Genomic DNA, 14,946 nt, shown 5'->3' on the forward strand with positions numbered 1-14,946 from the left:
CACCCATGTTCTTGCGAAATCGGTTCTTGCCGAGGACGTTTCCACCCGAGGAGCCGACATGACAAACCAGAAGATCTCCCGCGTCGGCGTGGTGGGGGCGGGGCAGATGGGCGCGGGGATCGCCGAGGTGTGCGCGCGGGCCCACGCCGACGTGCTCGTCTACGAGCACAGCCGAGAACTCGTCGTCGCCGGTCGCGCCCGGATTCTCCGATCACTCGATCGCGGTGTGTCGAGCGGCAAACTGACCGAACGCGAACGCGACCAGGCGTCGATGCGACTCCGCTTCACCACTGACCTGGGCGACTTCGCCGATCGCCACCTCGTGTGCGAGGCCGTCGTCGAGGACGAGGTGGTCAAGACCGAGATCTTCGCCCAACTCGACAAGGTCGTGACCGACCCCGGGGCAGTCCTGGCGTCGAACACATCGTCCATCCCGATCATGAAGCTGGGCATGGCAACCCAGAACACCGCCCGCGTCATCGGCATGCACTTCTTCAACCCCGTACCGGTTCTCCCGCTGGTCGAACTCGTCACCACCCTGACGACCGCTCCGGAGATCGTCGAGCGCGCCGAGACCTTCGCTCACGACGTGTTGGGCAAGCAGGTGGTCCGGTCGGCCGATCGATCCGGATTCGTCGTGAACGCGTTGCTGGTCCCGTATCTGCTCTCATCCATCCGGATGGTGGAGAGCGGTGTCGCGACCGTCGACGACATCGACAAGGCCATGGTCCTCGGGTGTGCGCACCCGATGGGTCCCCTCAAGCTGGCCGATCTGGTCGGACTCGACACGATCAAGGCCATCGCCGACCGGATGTACGAGGAGTTCAAGGAGCCGCTCTACGCACCGCCTCCGCTGCTCTTGCGCATGGTCGAGGCGGGGCGACTGGGCAAGAAGGCCGACCACGGCTTCTACCGGTACGCCTGATCGACGCCGGTCCGGCGGGCCCTCTGGGGTGACGTGTGTCACGAGTGTTAGCAAGATGCTTGCATTTGCTAGCACAGCGTGGATACTGGTTATCGGAAACACCAATACCGATGGCGCCGCGGTTCCCTTATCTCGCGCGGTGTGAGCCGAATCGAATTGGCTTGCAACACCGACCGTTTCGAGGCGGCAGGCGACGGATTGTTCTGACATGCGCCCGGCGAAGTCGCCGAGATCAACGAGACCGCATGTGCTGCAGCGCGATTGGTGACCCGACCGAAGGAGTCCACTGTGACCACCACCGAACGTAACTACGCCCCCCTCTATGCCGCCGTCGGCGCCGGCGACTACGCCTTCGCCCAGGTGACCGAGAAGCTGACCGAACTGCGTGAGCGCACCGAGGCTGCTGCCGAGACCGCCCAGTCGCGTCTCGAGGCCCGCTACGCCGAGACCAAGACCCTGATCACGGATCTGCCCGAGACCGCCCAGACGCGTTTCGACGAGGCCAAGACCCGCATCGGCTCGCTGTCCGAGGAGGTCCCGAGCGACCTCGACGAGCTGCGCGGCAAGCTGACCGCCGAGGAGCTCAAGCGCCTCGCCGACCCCTACGTCGAGAAGGCCTACGGCTTCTACACCTCGCTCGCCGAGCGCGGCGAGGCCACCCTCGAGCGCCTGCGCACCAAGCCGCTCGTCCAGGAGAACCTGTCGCGCGCCGAGAAGGTCTACAACGACGCCGTCGACCTGACCGAGGACGCCCTCGGCGTCGTGTCGACCCAGACCCGCCTCGTCGGTGATCGTGCGGCGAAGCTCGCCGGCCGTGCGAGCGAGCAGGTCGAGGACGTCGCCGTCGCGATCGAAGAGGCCGGCAGCAGCGTCAAGGAGCAGGCCGACGACGCGGCCAAGGAGATCGACGGCGCCGCAGGCACTGTCGAGGCCAAGGGCCGTGCCGCCAAGGCTTCGCCGGCCAAGAAGGTCGCCGAGGCCAAGGACACCCCGGTGCCGGCCGTGAAGAAGACCGCCGCCAAGAAGGCGCCGGCCAAGAAGGCCCCGGTCAAGAAGCCGACCACCGCGAAGTAAGTCGCACACAGTCGCATCCGACAACGCCCCCGCTTCCGGCGGGGGCGTTGTCGTGTGTGGGGGGGCGCCTTTGTCTCGGGACGAGGTCCCTGTCCCGCGGTGGTGTTTCCGTCCCGCTGATGAGATCCGATCAGCGGGACGGAAGCGGGACCGCGGGAAGGTTGGGGAAAACCCGATGGAGCCGAAACGCCCTCCGCTGCGTCGAACAGAGATGACCAGCTACCCACTGGACCGCTACGGTCTGATCCGTCGCGGCGCCGCACTCGATGCGGCTTTCTCCGACAATCTGCTTGCTGCAGCGGTATCCGCCGGCGACCTGATCCGGCTCATCCCCGGCGTCTACGTGCCGGCATCCGACGACTTCGCCGGGCACGAAGGTGACCAGGAGTTGCACCGCCTCAAGTCTGTCGCGATCGCCACGTCACAGCCGGCGAGCGCACCGCAGTTGCCGCTGAGTCACGTCTCGGCCGCCGCGGTGCTCGGCATTCCACTGCTGAAGCCCGAGACCGAACGCGTCCACGTCACCAACGGCAAGAAGGCCGGCGGATTCATCGCGACGCATCGTCACGTCCACGCCGCCGTCCTGACGGCAGACGAGCTCGCAGTCGTCGACGGAATACCCGTCACCAGAATTGAGCGAACCGCTGTCGATGTAGCGGCCGGGGGCGACTTCGCACAGGCCCTCACCGCCTTTGACCAGGCACTTCGGACAGGCGCCGATCGTGAGCTAATGGGGCGGATCCTCACCTCTCGTCGTCGGCAGGGGGGCAGAGTGGCTCGGCGTGCGCTGGCACTGGCCGATGGGGCGGCCGAAAGTGTCGGCGAATCGTGGAGTCGGGCGCAGATGATCGAGGCCGGCCTGCCGGTTCCGCGACTGCAACACGAGTTCTGTGGGCGGAGCGGCGTCTACCATGTCGACTTCGACTGGGAGGCGAAGCTCGTCGGGGAGTTCGACGGCATGGTCAAATACGGCCGCCTCCGGCCATCAGGGAAGACCGTGGCCGATGTCGTACTGCAGGAGAAGCTGCGCGAGGACGAGATCCGCGCGCTGGGCCCCGTCGTCGTGCGCTGGACCTGGTCGATGCTCGAGGACGGATCCTTCATCGGCCTGCTCCGGCCATGGCTGGAGAAGTTCGAGTTGATGAGCTGAGTCCCGCGGTCCCGCTTCCGTCCCGCTGATGAGATCCGATCAGCGGGACGGAAACAGCACCGCGGGAGCGAGACTCCGCGACGGCGCCGGTCAGGGCGTCCGGATGGTGAGGACCGCGAGCGCGCCGTCGTCGCTGCGGTAGGTGTGCGCAACGTCGGACAGCCAGTGCAGGGATTCGCCCGGCCCCGCCGCGCGTTCCTCGCCGGCGCGACCGGCCCGGAGATGGCCGCTGACGACATGTACGTGCTCGACGACGCCGGGCCCGTGCGCGGGCGACTCCCTGGTTCCGCCGGGGCTGACGCGCAACCAGAAGACCTCGGTGACCGAGCCGTCGTCGTGATGCTCGACGTGCAGCACCCGGGCGGCGAGGTGGGGCCCGGCGCCTTCGACTCCGGATTCCTCGCCCAGGAGGGCGGACAGCGGCACGCCGAGCGGACCGGCGATGGCGTACAGCGTGTCGAGGGTCGGATTTCGTTGTCCACCTTCGAGTTCGGACAACGAACCCTTGCCGATTCGCGCTTTTCGGGCGAGGCCTGACAGGCTCAGGCCCCGCTGTTTTCGGATGGCGGAGATCCGGGCCCCGACCGCGCGTCGTCGATCCTCGCCGGGTGTCATCGTCCTCGTCTCGTTCCCGTCGCTGCCGACAACCACTGTTCTGTTTACGGAACGATACCGCTATGCTCGCGACATGACCAGTCCCGCGCCGCCGGCTCGCAGTGAGCCGATCATCGCCGGAGTCGTCACCTCGCTTGTTGGTTTCACCTCGTCGTTCGTCGTGGTGGTCACCGGCTTGCGGGCCGTGGGCGCCAGTCCGGCACAAGCGGCGTCGGGTCTGCTCGTGCTGACGATTCTGTTCGGACTCGGATCGATTGTGCTGTCGCTGCGCACCCGCCGACCGGTGACACTGGCGTGGTCGACCCCGGGCGCGGCACTCCTCGTGTCGGCGGGTGCGTCCTACGACGCCGGGTGGGCGGCGGCGGTCGGGGCGTTCCTGGTGGTGGGGTTGCTGATCCTCGCGACCGGACTGGTCCCCGCACTCGGCGAACTCATCGGCCGGATTCCGACGCCGATCGCCCAGGCCATGCTGGCCGGCGTGCTGCTCAGCCTCTGCCTCGCGCCGATGACGTCGCTGGCCGCACAACCGTGGTCGACACTTCCGATCCTCGTCGTGTGGCTCCTCGCGATGCGGTGGCTGCCTCGGCGGGCGCTGCCACTGGCGCTGGTCACCGCGCTGGTCGTGATCGGGGTCAACCTCGCCGTCGAGGGATACGACGGCTGGGCGGGTGAGACGTGGTGGCCGCAGTTGGTCTGGACGACACCGACTTTCGACGCGACGGCGATCGTTGGACTGGCGGTCCCGCTCTACATCGTCACCATGGCCTCGCAGAACGTTCCCGGGGTGGCCGTGCTCAAGTCCTTCGGCTATGAGACGCCCTGGCGTCCGGCGATGTTCGTGACCGGCGTGGGAACCGTACTCGGAGCGCCGTTCGGCGGGCACGCCATCAACCTCGCGGCGCTGTCCGCGGCACTGGCCGCGGGTCCGGAGGCGGGCGCCGACCGATCACGGCGATGGATCGCCGGTGTGGCGACGGGGTCGACGAGCCTCGTACTAGCGGTGCTGTCGGGTGCGCTGGTCGTCGTCACGGCGATCGCGCCGGACGGACTGCTCGAAGCCGTTGCGGGACTTGCGCTCCTGGCCACGTTCGTGGCCGCGATCATGGGGGCGTTCGAGAAGCCGGAGTTCCGCATTCCCGCGGCACTGGCGTTCGTGACCGCGGCCGCGGGCGTCACCTTCGGTGGGATCGGCGGCGCGTTCTGGGCGCTTGTCGTCGGGTTGGCGGCGCACGGGGTGCTCAGTCGGCGCCCGATTCTAGCTCCCTGATCCGAAAGAACCGCATAACCCCTGGTCCCTGAGGTGCGAGGAGCGCAAGCGACGAGCCACGAAGGGCCTGGCGAGGCGAGTTGCGAAGACCCTTCGTGGCTCGCTTCGCTCGCACCTCAGGGACCAATAAGTGTGTGGCTCTTTCGGATCAGGGACCACTTGGTGTGCGGCTCTTTCGGATTGGGGAGCGGAAATTCAGTCCGCGGCGGCGAGTCGTCTCTTCTCGGCCTCGACGTCGAAATCGGCGGCGGGCCAATCGAGGTCGAGGCGAGTGAGCGCGTCGATGAGCAGTTCGCACACCGCGAGGCGCGCGAACCACTTGCGGTTCGACGGGATGACGAACCACGGTGCGGAATCGCGGTCGGTCAGGTCGAAGATCGCCTGATATGCCTCGAGATAGGCGTCCCAGTGGCCGCGTTCGTCGACATCGCCCGGGTTGTACTTCCAGTACTTGTCCGGTCTTTCGAGGCGCGCGGCGAGGCGGCTCTTCTGTTCGTCCTTCGACACCACGAGGCAGCACTTCACTACGGTGGTCCCGCCGGCGACGAGTTCGGACTCGAACTGGTTGATCAGGTCGTAGCGTTTCTCCCACACCGACTGCGGGACGAGATCGTGCACCCGGACGGGCAGGACGTCCTCGTAGTGCGACCGGTCGAAGATCCCGATCCGGCCCGCGGGCGGCAGGGCGCGGTGGATACGCCACAGGAAGTCGTGCTGCAACTCCTCTTTGGTGGGTTTGCCGAACCCTTTGATCGACAGACCCTGTGGGTCCATCATCCCGCCCACGTGGCGCACGATGCCGCCCTTGCCGGCGGTGTCCATGCCCTGCAGCACGAGCAGAACCGAGCGGTGGTCACCGGCCCGGCCGTTGGCGTACAACAACTCCTGGAGATCGGCGAGAACCTCGCCGCGCTGCGCGAGCAACTCCGTGCCGGAGGCCTTGTCGCCGTCGAAGCCCGGCGTCGTCTCCGGGTCGAACGACGCGATCGGCCCGATGGCCCCGACACGCAGGGCATCGGCGGCGGGAGTGGTCCAACCAGCGGTCATGGGGTCCTCTCGGGGTCGGATGCGGGCGCCGGCTCGGCCGGGGGTGGGAACAGCGGCCCGCCACCGAACGCCATGCGATGTGAATCCGGCCGCGTGCCATCGTTGTTCACGATCCCATAGGCGGAACCGAGTTCGGCGGTGACGAGCGTGCGGCCGCTGAGGTCGGACAGCCCGGGATCGGCCGCCAGCCGGGAGATGACCCGGCCGACGAACTCGGGGTCCTCCGCGCGGGCGAGCGAGAAACCGGCGAATTCGTCGACGCCCAGCGACAGCAACAGCTCGGTGCGGATCAGGCCGAGCCACAACGAGATCGAGCTGACGCCGGTGCCCCGCAGTTCCACCGCCATGTCCGCGGCCATCTTGTCCAGGGCGGTCTTGCTCATCCCGTACAGGACCGAGTGCAGATGGCCGCGCGAGCCGAACGACGAGATGTTGGCGATGAGTCCGCGGCCGGCGTCGGTCATGAGCCGGGCCGCGTGCACCGAGGCCACGTAATGCGCTCGCAGTCCGACGCCGATCAGGGTGTCCCAGTCGTCGACCGGTCGCTTCCAGAACGGGTCGGAGAACCCGCCGAAACCCTTCGGCGCGGCCCACGCGTTGTTGACGAGAAGATCCAGACCGCCTGCGCCGAAGGTGATCTCGTCGAACACCGCGGCCACCGCGGCGTCGTCGGTGTGATCGCAGGGCAGCGCGCGGGCGCCGTCGGGGCCGGTCCCCTGTCGCGACGTGACATACGTCGTCCACCCGTCGTCGATGAGCGCACGAGCGATGCCGTACCCGACGCCGCGACTGCCGCCGGTGACGAGAGCGACGCGCGTCATCAGGCGCCGGGGGTCCCGGAGGCGGGATCGGCGGGCAGGGGGTCGGCGGGTGGGGGATCGAAGAGCGCAGGCGGCGCCGCCAGGAACTTCTCCCGGGACCCGTTGACCTGCCAGACACCCACGACCGCGCTCCAGACCATCATGGTCAGATAATCCACGACTTCGTCGGCGCTGAGGGTGCGTTTGGTCATCCACCAGTCCACGACGTGCTGGATACCGCCCACGAGCGCGTGCGACCAGAGCTCGGCGCCGGTGGTATCTGCGCCGCGTTCGGCCATCCGCAGCTGGATGTTCCCCATCACCAACTGGGTGACCAGACGCACCGAATCGGCGGGCGCCGGTGACGAGGTGGGCGAACTGGCCAGGGCGAACCGGTACAGCTGCGGTTCGTCGTCGACGGCGTGCACGTACACCCCGATGATGGTGTGGGTGAGCGTGTACTCGTCGAGATCGTCGGCGATGGCCTCGGTCAGTCGCGGGTAGATCGTCGTCTCGAAGAACCGGACCGTCGTCGCGACGCCGAGGTCACTCTTGTCGGCGAAGTAGCGGTACAGGACGGTCTTGGAGACGCCGATGTGGGCGGCGATCTCGTCCATGCCGACGTCGGCGCCCAGTTCACGGACCGCGGCGATGACACCGTCGGTGAGTTCGGTGCGTCGGGCGAGCTTGTGCTTCTCCCACCGCTGTTTGCGACCGTCGGGTTTGGCGCCGGTCTCGGCGACCGACTCGGTGACCGTCGTCAGGACCTGTTCCAGCCCGCGCGTCACGTTGGCCGCGGCCGCCACTGCGGCGCGCGCGGCCGCGGCGGGATTCGGGCGGTTGGCCATCACGCAGCCAGCGTAGTCGCTCGATGGGTGACACTGGTTCCATGGCATCGACAGTCATCCCAGGAGTCGCCGGTCAGCACGACGGTCCGCCGGCCACGGCGTCCGCGCCCGGATTCGGCGGGAACAGCGCCGGCGACGAGGGCAGACGCAGGGACCTTCGCAAGATGAAAGCGGTGGCCACCGGCTTCCTGGTCTTCGCCGCGATCGTGTATCTGTTCACCCGCTACCTCGAGCATCGCGACGGCGCCGACGTCGCGGCCTGGGTCGGCTACGTCCGCGCGGCCTCCGAAGCCGGGATGGTCGGCGCGCTGGCCGACTGGTTCGCGGTGACCGCCCTGTTCCGCCACCCGCTGGGCATCCCGATCCCGCACACGGCCCTGATCCGCAAGAAGAAGGACGACATCGGCGAACAACTCGGCGGCTTCATCGAAGAGAACTTCATGACGCCCGACGTGGTGGTGTACCGAGCCGAGCAGCTGGATCTGCCCCGACGGTTGTCGACGTGGGTCGCCGACCCGCGCAACGCGCCGCGGGTGAGTGGCGAAGCCGCCCGAGCGATCAAGCTCGCCGCGGAGATGCTGCGCGACGAGGACGTCGAACAACTCATCCAGGCCGCGTTGAAGTGGGCGGCCGAACCCCAGTGGGCGCCGCCCACCGGCCGCATCCTCGAACAGCTGATCGCCGAGGATCGTCTGGAGCCGGTGTTCCAGCTGCTGTGTGACCGGGCTCATGAATGGGCGGTCGGCAGCCAGGATCTGATCGATCGGGTCGTGGACCGGGACGGACCCCAGTGGACGCCGAAGTTCGTCAACAGTCTGGTGGGGGACCGGATCTATCGCGAGCTCGTCGACTTCACCTACAAGGTGCGAGTGGATCCCGATCACGAATTACGGCGTGCCATGCACGAATTCGTGGAGAAGTTCGCCGACGATCTGCAACACGACCCCGAGATGATCGCCAAGTTCGAGGCTCTCAAGCTCGAACTGGTCGGGCGCGACGAGGTGACCGGTGCCGCGTCGACGGCGTGGCAGACCGGCAAGGCCGTCATCGAGGAGATGCTGTCGGACCCGAACAGCACGCTGCGGAACACTTTGTCGGACTCCATCATCCAACTCGCGGAACGTGTCCGCGACGACCGGCCGCTGCAGGAGAAGATGAACGGCTGGGTGGCGCGGGTCGCGCACCACGTCGCCGCGAACTACTCACAGGAGATCATCTCGGTCATCACCGAGACCGTGCGTGGTTGGGATGCCGATGACACGAGCCGCAAGATCGAACTACAGGTCGGCCGCGACCTGCAGTTCATCCGGATCAACGGCACCGTCGTCGGCGCACTCGCTGGGCTCGTCATCTACTCCACCTCGGTGCTGATCTTCTCCTGACGCATCGTCGCCGCATCGTTCGCGGCGTCGAACCGGGAGTTTGCTGTGTGCTTGCACGGGCTAGCACTGGTGTTGATACTGGGAGAACGGGCCGAAAGTCGGACACATCGCCGAACGTCGGGCCCCACCATGAGAACGGAGCGTTGATGCAGTCCGAGAAGGATGAAGCGTCCCCCGGCGCGGACCACGCCTCGGTCGCCGACTCCGCCGCACCGGGTGAAAGCTCCACTGCTGACCGCGTTTCCGGCGCCGAGGTGGCCGGCGACGACCCTGATTCGACGACCCCCATCGCGGTGGAGGCGGTCGAGGCCGTCGCCAACGCGGCCCAGGACATCGGTGCGTTCATCCGGTCCCAGCGGGTCGCGGGCAAGGTCTCGCTGCGCCAGCTCGCCGAGCGGGCGGGCGTGAGCAACCCCTACCTGAGCCAGATCGAACGCGGCCTGCGGAAACCGTCGGCGGAAGTGCTCGCCCAGATCGCCAAGGGTCTCCGCGTGTCGGCCGAGGTCCTGTACGTGCGGGCGGGGATACTCGAAGAACGGCCCGCGAGCCCGGTCCGTGATGCTCTTATCGCAGATGACTCCATCAACGAACGTCAGAAGCAGATGTTGCTGGAGATCTACGAGTCGTTCCGGAAAGAGAACACGATCGAGTCGACCGGCAAGGAGTAGTTGATGAGCGAGAACCCGTTGACCACAGCCGTGGGGCAGGTGGCTGCCTTGCTCGCAGACGTACGTGAGCGCGGCGAGGCCGCGAGCGAGCAAGCCCAGACGAGGCTCGTCGAGACCGTCGGGTCGACCCAGGCGAAGGTCGCCGACGCGCAATCCAAGATCGCCGAGACCGTCGAGAACACCCAGTCGAAGCTGGTCGAGACGGTCGGTTCGACACAGTCCAAGCTCGAGGCGCGGATCACCGGTTCGCGGGACGACGCCCAGGCCCGGATCGACGAGGCGCTCGCCACGGCACTGGCCATCTTCGAGGAGGCGAGGACCAAACTGTCGGCGCTGCCGGTCGAATTGCCCGCCGAGATCGAGGATCTGAAGGCGCGGTTCTCCCCGGAGGAGCTGCGCAAGGTGGCCGAGGCGTACCTCGCGGTGGCCGCGGGACTGCTGACCGCGCTGGCGGAACGACGCGACGAGGCGGTGGAGAAGCTCAAGTCACAACCGCTCGTCGGCGAGAACCTGCCGAAGCTCGAGAAGGTGTACAACGACGCCGTCGGTCTCACCGAAGACGCGCTGGGGACGATCTCCGAGCAGACGCGGGCGGTCGGCGAACGTGCGCTGAAGTTGGCGAACCGGGCCGACGACGCGCCCCGCGACGAGAAGCCACGCACCGAGCCGCCGGTGAAGTCGGAAGGCGACATCGTTCCGCCGGCGAAGGCCGCGACGAAGGCGGCACCGGCGAAGAAGGCGGCACCCGCCGAGAAAGCCGCGGTCACGACGGCGCCGGCCAAGGAAGCGGCGAAGAAGGCATCGCCGGCGAAAGAAGTGGCGAAGAAGGCCCCGGCGACGAAGACTCCCGCGACCAAGGTCCCGGCCAAGAGTTCGCCGGCCAAGAAAACCCCGGCCAAGAGCGCTCCGGCGAAGAAGGCGGCGGCAAAGGAGGCGGCGACGAAGAAGGCGGCGCCGGCCAAGGCGCCCGCCAAGAAGGCCGCCGCCGTCAAGGGTCCGGCCGAGCGGGCTGCCGCGAAGGCCGCCGCCAAGAAGGCCCCGGCGAAGAAGACCCCGGCAAAGAAGACTCCGGCGAAGAAGGCTGCGACCACACAGACCGCGGCCAAGAAGACCCCGGCGAAAAAGGCCGCCGCGAAGCAGACCCCGGCCAAGAAGGCTGCTGCCAAAAAGGCCCCGGCGAAAAAGGCGTCTCCCGGCGCCGAATGATCGTCGACGGGCCGGGTGACCGCACCGCGTCGTAGGGTGTCGCAGCAAACGGCACTCGCGCGACTACAGTGTTCGACGTGGACTTCTTCAGCGTAATGGCCTACGGCCAGAGTCTGATCATGCTGACCCTCACGGTGGTCGCGGGCATCGCCTCGACCGTCGCGCTCATCCACGCCGCCATCCAGCGGCCCGACGCCTTCCCGGCGGTGGATCGGCAGAGCAAGGTCATCTGGGTCTCGATCCTCGCCGCCGCGACCCTGTTCATCTGGTTCTTCGGTGCGGTGAACTTCCTGGGCATCATCGGAGTGGTCGCGATGCTCGTCTACCTCGTCGACGTACGCAAACGGGTCGACGACATCCAGGGCAAGTCCTGGTTCAGCAAAAGGGCCTGACGCATCGTGGCGGAGTATCGGATCAACGACCTGGCGGAGGCGTCCGGGGTCAGCGTTCGCAACATCCGGGTCTATCAGGACCGCGGACTGTTGCCGCCGCCCACCATTCGCGGACGCGCCGGTTGGTATTCCGACCAGCACCTCGTCCGGCTGAACCTGATCTCGCGCATGCTCGAGCGCGGTTACACCTTCGCCACCATCAGTGAGCTGCTGCACGCGGCGCATCACGGCATGCGGGTGGAGCAGATCCTGCGCGGCACACCGAAGGGCGGCCGGTTCCGCAACTTCAAGCGCGCGGCGACGATCACCATCACCGAGTTGCGCAAGACGCTGAACGCCAGCGACCGGTCGATCGCGCTCAGCCAGAAGCTCGGACTGCTGGCGAAGGACGGCGCGCACTACGCGATTCGCAACCCGGAATTGCTCGAGGGGGCCGAAATCCTGGTCAAGAGTGGGGTCGACATCGATGTCCTGCTCGACCGGTGGGTCCGCGTTCAGGAAGACCTCGAAGATGTCGCCACCAGCTTCGTCTCGATCATCACCGACAAGTACTTCGACGAGAACCTCCCCGACCTGGGCGAGGCCGGCGTCAGCGAGATGGCCGACCTCATCCAGACGGTTCGGCCCATCGCCCACGAGATCGTCGAGACGACGTTCCGCAAGGCGCTCGACGAGCAGATCTCCAAGGCGATCGGGGAGGCGGCGACCTACTTCGACGCCGAGGTGCCCCCGCCGGTCCTGCCCGCCGACGAGGAGTCAGAGCCGGCACAGGCGGACTATGAGACAACGGACGTTGGTACATTGAACCCCGAGACGGGGCGCTGAGCCGGATTCGGTGCCTCGCAGAGGACCAGTGAGGTCCTCGACAGGTGAGGAGTGCCGGATGAACACGAAGTCAGTGGCCAGTGCGGGCAGCGTTGCCACCGCGATCGGGGCGGGCGTGGTCGCGCTGGGAGTCGGAACCGTCTTCGCGCGACTCGCGCGCGAGGCATTGCAGGCCGAATTCGCCGTCGACGACGGCCCGGACGATCTCCTCACCCGCCCGGACAACGCCCCGCAACGTCTCCAGGTCCCGACCGCGGACGGGGCCCGGCTCAATGTCGAGGTCTACGGTGACCCCGACGGCCCCGGCGCCGACGACACCGGCGACGTCATCGTGATGGTCCACGGCTGGACCTGCAACACCGCCTACTGGTACCCGCAGATCAACCACCTGGCCGCCTCCGAGGGCGGCTCCCGCCGGGTCGTCACCTACGACCAGCGCGGCCACGGTGGCAGTGAGCGCGGCCACCGCCGACCGACCGTCGCCATGCTCGGTGAGGACCTCGACGCGGTGCTCGAGGCGGCAGTGCCGGCCGGTCGCCGCGCAATCCTGGTGGGACACAGCATGGGCGGCATGACCATCATGTCGTGGGCGGCCCAATACCCCGAGAAGGTCGGGTCGCTGGTGTCGTCGGTGGTGCTGGTCTCGACCGCCGCCAAGGCGGTCATGGACAACCACCTGCTGATCCCGGTCGATCTGCCGGCGTACGCCAAACCGTTCGCGCCGGCCGCCGCGAGGATGATCACCTCGGTCCCGGTTCCGATCCCGAAGACGTCCTACGGCGTCCGCTTCTCGCACTACATCGCCCTCGGGCCGCACGCCCGCCGGGCGCACGTCGAGTTCGTCGACGAGATGATCGGCTCGTGCCCGCCGCGCGCTCGGGCCGGGTGGGGTTCGGCGATGGGGAAGCTCGATGTGACCGCCGGACTCGAGGCGTTGACGGTGCCGACCACCGTGGTCGTCGGCACCGAGGACCGGCTCACCCCGCAGGTACACGCCGAGCAGATCGCCGAGGTGTTGCGCCGCAACGGTTCGCTGCGAGAGCTGGTCGTCTACGACGGCGTCGGACACATGTCGAGCATCGAGGCCGCCGAACGCTTCAACGCCCTGCTCGACGACGTCGTCGCCGAGAGTTCCCGGGAGACAGCGGATCTGAAGGACCCCCAGTCGGTCTGACCGGTCTTTCCCGTCACAGACTGCAGTTGACCAGGACCGGTTCGGGCCGCAATGTCACCCCGAACGCCTCGACGACGCCGTCGCGGACCTCGCGAGCCAGATCGAGGAGTTGGGCGGTGGTCGCGGCGCCCCGATTGGTCAGCGCCAGAGTGTGCTTCGTCGAGAGTCGGACCGCCGCGTCCGGGCCCGGGTGTCCACGGTGGAAGCCCGCCCGTTCGATCAGCCACCCTGCCGACAGTTTGATCGCCGCGTCGGTGTCATCGGTGCCCGCGCGATAGGTGGGGATCGCGACGTCGTCGCCGACGCGGGCCGCGATCCGGTCGAGCACCGCCGGGGCGTCATCGCCCGGCACGATCGGGTTGGTGAAGAACGAACCGACGCTCCAGGTGTCGAAGTCCGTCGCGTCGAGCACCATGCCCTTGCCCGCGCGCAGGTCGAGCACGGCTGCACGCGCCGTGGCGGCGTCGACCCGATCGTCCGGTTCGACCCCCACGCGGGTCGCGAGTTCGCGGTAGCGGAGCGGCTGGCTCACGCGATCGTCGTTGAGCCAGAACGAGACCGCGACGACCACGAAGTCGTGCCGGTGCTTGAGGTTGCTGGTCCGGTAGCCCAGACCGAGCTCGGTGGGGGAGACCCACCGCAGGTTGCCGGAGCGTCGATCGAGGACCTGAACCGATCGGAGGATGTCGGCGACCTCGACGCCGTAGGCCCCGACGTTCTGCACCGGGGTCGCCCCGGCCGCGCCGGGGATCCCGGAGAGGCACTCGAGTCCGCCGAAACCGGCGTCGACCGTCGCGGCGACCAGCTGGTCCCAGCCCACGCCGGCGTCGGCGACCACGTGCGGCCGTCCCGACTCACGGCCCGAACCGAACTCGACGCGGCCGCTGGCGAGTACGACCGCCGTCCCGTCGAACCCGGCGTCGCCGATGACGAGGTTCGAACCGCCGCCGACGACGAGGACCGGCTCGGACCGTGCATCGAGGTCGAGGATGGTCTCCACGATGGTGCGGGTTTCTTCGCAGCGGATGATCTCGCGCGCGGGCCCACCCAGACGCAGGGTGGTCAGCTCGGCGAGGGGCGCGCTCAGCGGCGCCTGCGTGTCGGTCACGTCCTCAACGTTAACCGGCGGGCGGTAGCGTTCTCATCATGGCGAGCAAGCTGCAGCACACGGTGTCCTATCCCTTCTCCACCGCGCGTCTGTGGGCGATCTACACCACCGAGAAGTACTGGCACGACCTCGTCGAGCGCATGAACTCCGGGCACGGGCATGTCGAGAAGGTGACCATCGGCGAGGACACGGTCACCGTCGAGATCCAGCAGGGCATTCCCGCCGACAAGCTGCCCTCCGCGGTCACCAAGGTCATGCCGGGCGACCTCCGAATCCCGCGCAAGAACACATACCGCCTGGTCGGCGACCGGATCGAGGGGGAGACGCATGCCACGGTCGACGGGGCACCAGTGCCGGTCGATGTCACCGGCACCACCGTGACGTCGGGTGACCCGGCGACCACCGACAACCGCGCCGAGGTGTCGGTGAATCTCCCGCTGTTCGGCGGGAGATTCACCGACACCT

Annotated in this window: 16 protein-coding genes; 11 read left to right on the plus strand and 5 right to left on the minus strand. The window is 67.8% G+C overall.

The genetic code is table 11. The annotated features are described in order from the left end of the window. The first annotated feature begins 58 nt into the window (after positions 1 to 58). The 3 genes from A9310_RS08250 (at position 59) to A9310_RS08260 (ending at position 3,149) form a co-directional block, all read left to right on the plus strand. Positions 59 to 925, plus strand: coding sequence for a 3-hydroxybutyryl-CoA dehydrogenase (locus tag A9310_RS08250; RefSeq protein WP_065630151.1), 867 nt, complete (start codon positions 59 to 61; stop codon positions 923 to 925). 288 nt (positions 926 to 1,213) lie between these two features. Beyond that, positions 1,214 to 1,999 carry a hypothetical protein gene (locus A9310_RS08255; RefSeq protein ID WP_058251419.1) on the plus strand — a complete coding sequence of 262 codons (786 nt, stop codon included), beginning with the start codon at positions 1,214 to 1,216 and terminating at the stop codon, positions 1,997 to 1,999. A 211-nt stretch (positions 2,000 to 2,210) separates the two neighbouring features. Further along, positions 2,211 to 3,149: a hypothetical protein gene (locus A9310_RS08260; protein WP_065630152.1), complete on the plus strand. Its 939-nt coding sequence runs from the start codon at positions 2,211 to 2,213 to the stop codon at positions 3,147 to 3,149. Between the two features lie 90 nt (positions 3,150 to 3,239). Here A9310_RS08260 and A9310_RS08265 read toward each other — a convergent pair whose 3' ends face one another. Beyond that, positions 3,240 to 3,764, minus strand: coding sequence for a helix-turn-helix domain-containing protein (locus A9310_RS08265; RefSeq protein WP_065630153.1), 525 nt, complete (start codon positions 3,762 to 3,764; stop codon positions 3,240 to 3,242). 73 nt (positions 3,765 to 3,837) lie between these two features. Here A9310_RS08265 and A9310_RS08270 point away from each other — a divergent pair, with 73 nt between their 5' ends. Continuing rightward, the gene (locus tag A9310_RS08270; protein ID WP_065630173.1) at positions 3,838 to 5,031 is read left to right on the plus strand and encodes a benzoate/H(+) symporter BenE family transporter; all 1,194 of its coding nucleotides are present in this window, start codon (positions 3,838 to 3,840) and stop codon (positions 5,029 to 5,031) included. Positions 5,032 to 5,226: 195 nt separating this feature from the next. Here the strand turns inward: A9310_RS08270 and A9310_RS08275 are convergent, their stop codons facing one another. From A9310_RS08275 to A9310_RS08285, 3 genes are read right to left on the minus strand one after another with little or no spacing between them, the layout of a single operon-like run. Further along, complete coding sequence (locus tag A9310_RS08275; RefSeq protein ID WP_065630154.1) at positions 5,227 to 6,078, minus strand: PPK2 family polyphosphate kinase; 852 nt, start codon at positions 6,076 to 6,078, stop codon at positions 5,227 to 5,229. Then, positions 6,075 to 6,899: an SDR family NAD(P)-dependent oxidoreductase gene (locus A9310_RS08280; protein ID WP_065630155.1), complete on the minus strand. Its 825-nt coding sequence runs from the start codon at positions 6,897 to 6,899 to the stop codon at positions 6,075 to 6,077. The genes A9310_RS08275 and A9310_RS08280 overlap by 4 nt, the downstream gene beginning before the upstream one ends. After that, a complete protein-coding gene (locus A9310_RS08285) occupies positions 6,899 to 7,726 on the minus strand; it encodes a TetR/AcrR family transcriptional regulator (RefSeq protein WP_175401099.1) in 828 nt (275 codons plus the stop codon). The genes A9310_RS08280 and A9310_RS08285 overlap by 1 nt, the downstream gene beginning before the upstream one ends. 41 nt (positions 7,727 to 7,767) lie before the next feature. Between A9310_RS08285 and A9310_RS08290 the strand changes: the two genes are divergently transcribed. The 6 genes from A9310_RS08290 to A9310_RS08315 all read left to right on the plus strand — a co-directional run bounded on the left by A9310_RS08290 (position 7,768) and on the right by A9310_RS08315 (position 13,373). Continuing rightward, positions 7,768 to 9,108 carry a DUF445 domain-containing protein gene (locus tag A9310_RS08290; protein WP_058251273.1) on the plus strand — a complete coding sequence of 447 codons (1,341 nt, stop codon included), beginning with the start codon at positions 7,768 to 7,770 and terminating at the stop codon, positions 9,106 to 9,108. 146 nt (positions 9,109 to 9,254) lie between these two features. Continuing rightward, on the plus strand, positions 9,255 to 9,776 hold the full coding sequence (locus A9310_RS08295) for a helix-turn-helix domain-containing protein (RefSeq protein ID WP_065630156.1): 522 nt from the start codon (positions 9,255 to 9,257) through the stop codon (positions 9,774 to 9,776). A gap of 3 nt (positions 9,777 to 9,779) precedes the next feature. Further along, the gene (locus A9310_RS08300; protein ID WP_065630157.1) at positions 9,780 to 10,982 is read left to right on the plus strand and encodes a heparin-binding hemagglutinin; all 1,203 of its coding nucleotides are present in this window, start codon (positions 9,780 to 9,782) and stop codon (positions 10,980 to 10,982) included. 68 nt (positions 10,983 to 11,050) lie between these two features. After that, on the plus strand, positions 11,051 to 11,374 hold the full coding sequence (locus tag A9310_RS08305) for a DUF2516 family protein (RefSeq protein WP_058251270.1): 324 nt from the start codon (positions 11,051 to 11,053) through the stop codon (positions 11,372 to 11,374). Positions 11,375 to 11,380: 6 nt separating this feature from the next. Beyond that, positions 11,381 to 12,199, plus strand: coding sequence for a MerR family transcriptional regulator (locus tag A9310_RS08310; protein ID WP_065630158.1), 819 nt, complete (start codon positions 11,381 to 11,383; stop codon positions 12,197 to 12,199). 58 nt (positions 12,200 to 12,257) lie between these two features. After that, positions 12,258 to 13,373 (plus strand): alpha/beta fold hydrolase, encoded by a 1,116-nt coding sequence (locus A9310_RS08315; RefSeq protein ID WP_065630159.1) that lies wholly within the window; start codon positions 12,258 to 12,260, stop codon positions 13,371 to 13,373. A gap of 13 nt (positions 13,374 to 13,386) precedes the next feature. On the opposite strand, the gene A9310_RS08320 is transcribed toward A9310_RS08315, so the two are convergent. Then, complete coding sequence (locus tag A9310_RS08320) at positions 13,387 to 14,481, minus strand: UDP-N-acetylmuramate dehydrogenase (protein ID WP_065630160.1); 1,095 nt, start codon at positions 14,479 to 14,481, stop codon at positions 13,387 to 13,389. A 38-nt stretch (positions 14,482 to 14,519) separates the two neighbouring features. Here A9310_RS08320 and A9310_RS08325 point away from each other — a divergent pair. Further along, the coding region (locus A9310_RS08325; RefSeq protein WP_065630161.1) for a DUF2505 domain-containing protein at positions 14,520 to 14,946 on the plus strand (427 nt) is incomplete at its 3' end.

Source organism: Gordonia sp. UCD-TK1 (genome assembly GCF_001691435.1).
GTDB classification, from domain to species: domain Bacteria; phylum Actinomycetota; class Actinomycetes; order Mycobacteriales; family Mycobacteriaceae; genus Gordonia; species Gordonia hongkongensis.

Excerpts from the sequence above, each read along its gene's own strand:
- A9310_RS08280 (WP_065630155.1), bottom strand. The coding sequence starts at position 6,899 with ATGACGCGCGTCGCTCTCGTCACCGGCGGCAGTCGCGGCGTCGGGTAC.
- A9310_RS08250 (WP_065630151.1), top strand. The coding sequence starts at position 59 with ATGACAAACCAGAAGATCTCCCGCGTCGGCGTGGTGGGGGCGGGGCAG.
- A9310_RS08290 (WP_058251273.1), top strand. The coding sequence starts at position 7,768 with ATGGCATCGACAGTCATCCCAGGAGTCGCCGGTCAGCACGACGGTCCG.
- A9310_RS08260 (WP_065630152.1), top strand. The coding sequence starts at position 2,211 with ATGACCAGCTACCCACTGGACCGCTACGGTCTGATCCGTCGCGGCGCC.
- A9310_RS08300 (WP_065630157.1), top strand. The coding sequence starts at position 9,780 with ATGAGCGAGAACCCGTTGACCACAGCCGTGGGGCAGGTGGCTGCCTTG.
- A9310_RS08265 (WP_065630153.1), bottom strand. The coding sequence starts at position 3,764 with ATGACACCCGGCGAGGATCGACGACGCGCGGTCGGGGCCCGGATCTCC.
- A9310_RS08275 (WP_065630154.1), bottom strand. The coding sequence starts at position 6,078 with ATGACCGCTGGTTGGACCACTCCCGCCGCCGATGCCCTGCGTGTCGGG.
- A9310_RS08315 (WP_065630159.1), top strand. The coding sequence starts at position 12,258 with ATGAACACGAAGTCAGTGGCCAGTGCGGGCAGCGTTGCCACCGCGATC.
- A9310_RS08295 (WP_065630156.1), top strand. The coding sequence starts at position 9,255 with ATGCAGTCCGAGAAGGATGAAGCGTCCCCCGGCGCGGACCACGCCTCG.
- A9310_RS08285 (WP_175401099.1), bottom strand. The coding sequence starts at position 7,726 with ATGGCCAACCGCCCGAATCCCGCCGCGGCCGCGCGCGCCGCAGTGGCG.
- A9310_RS08270 (WP_065630173.1), top strand. The coding sequence starts at position 3,838 with ATGACCAGTCCCGCGCCGCCGGCTCGCAGTGAGCCGATCATCGCCGGA.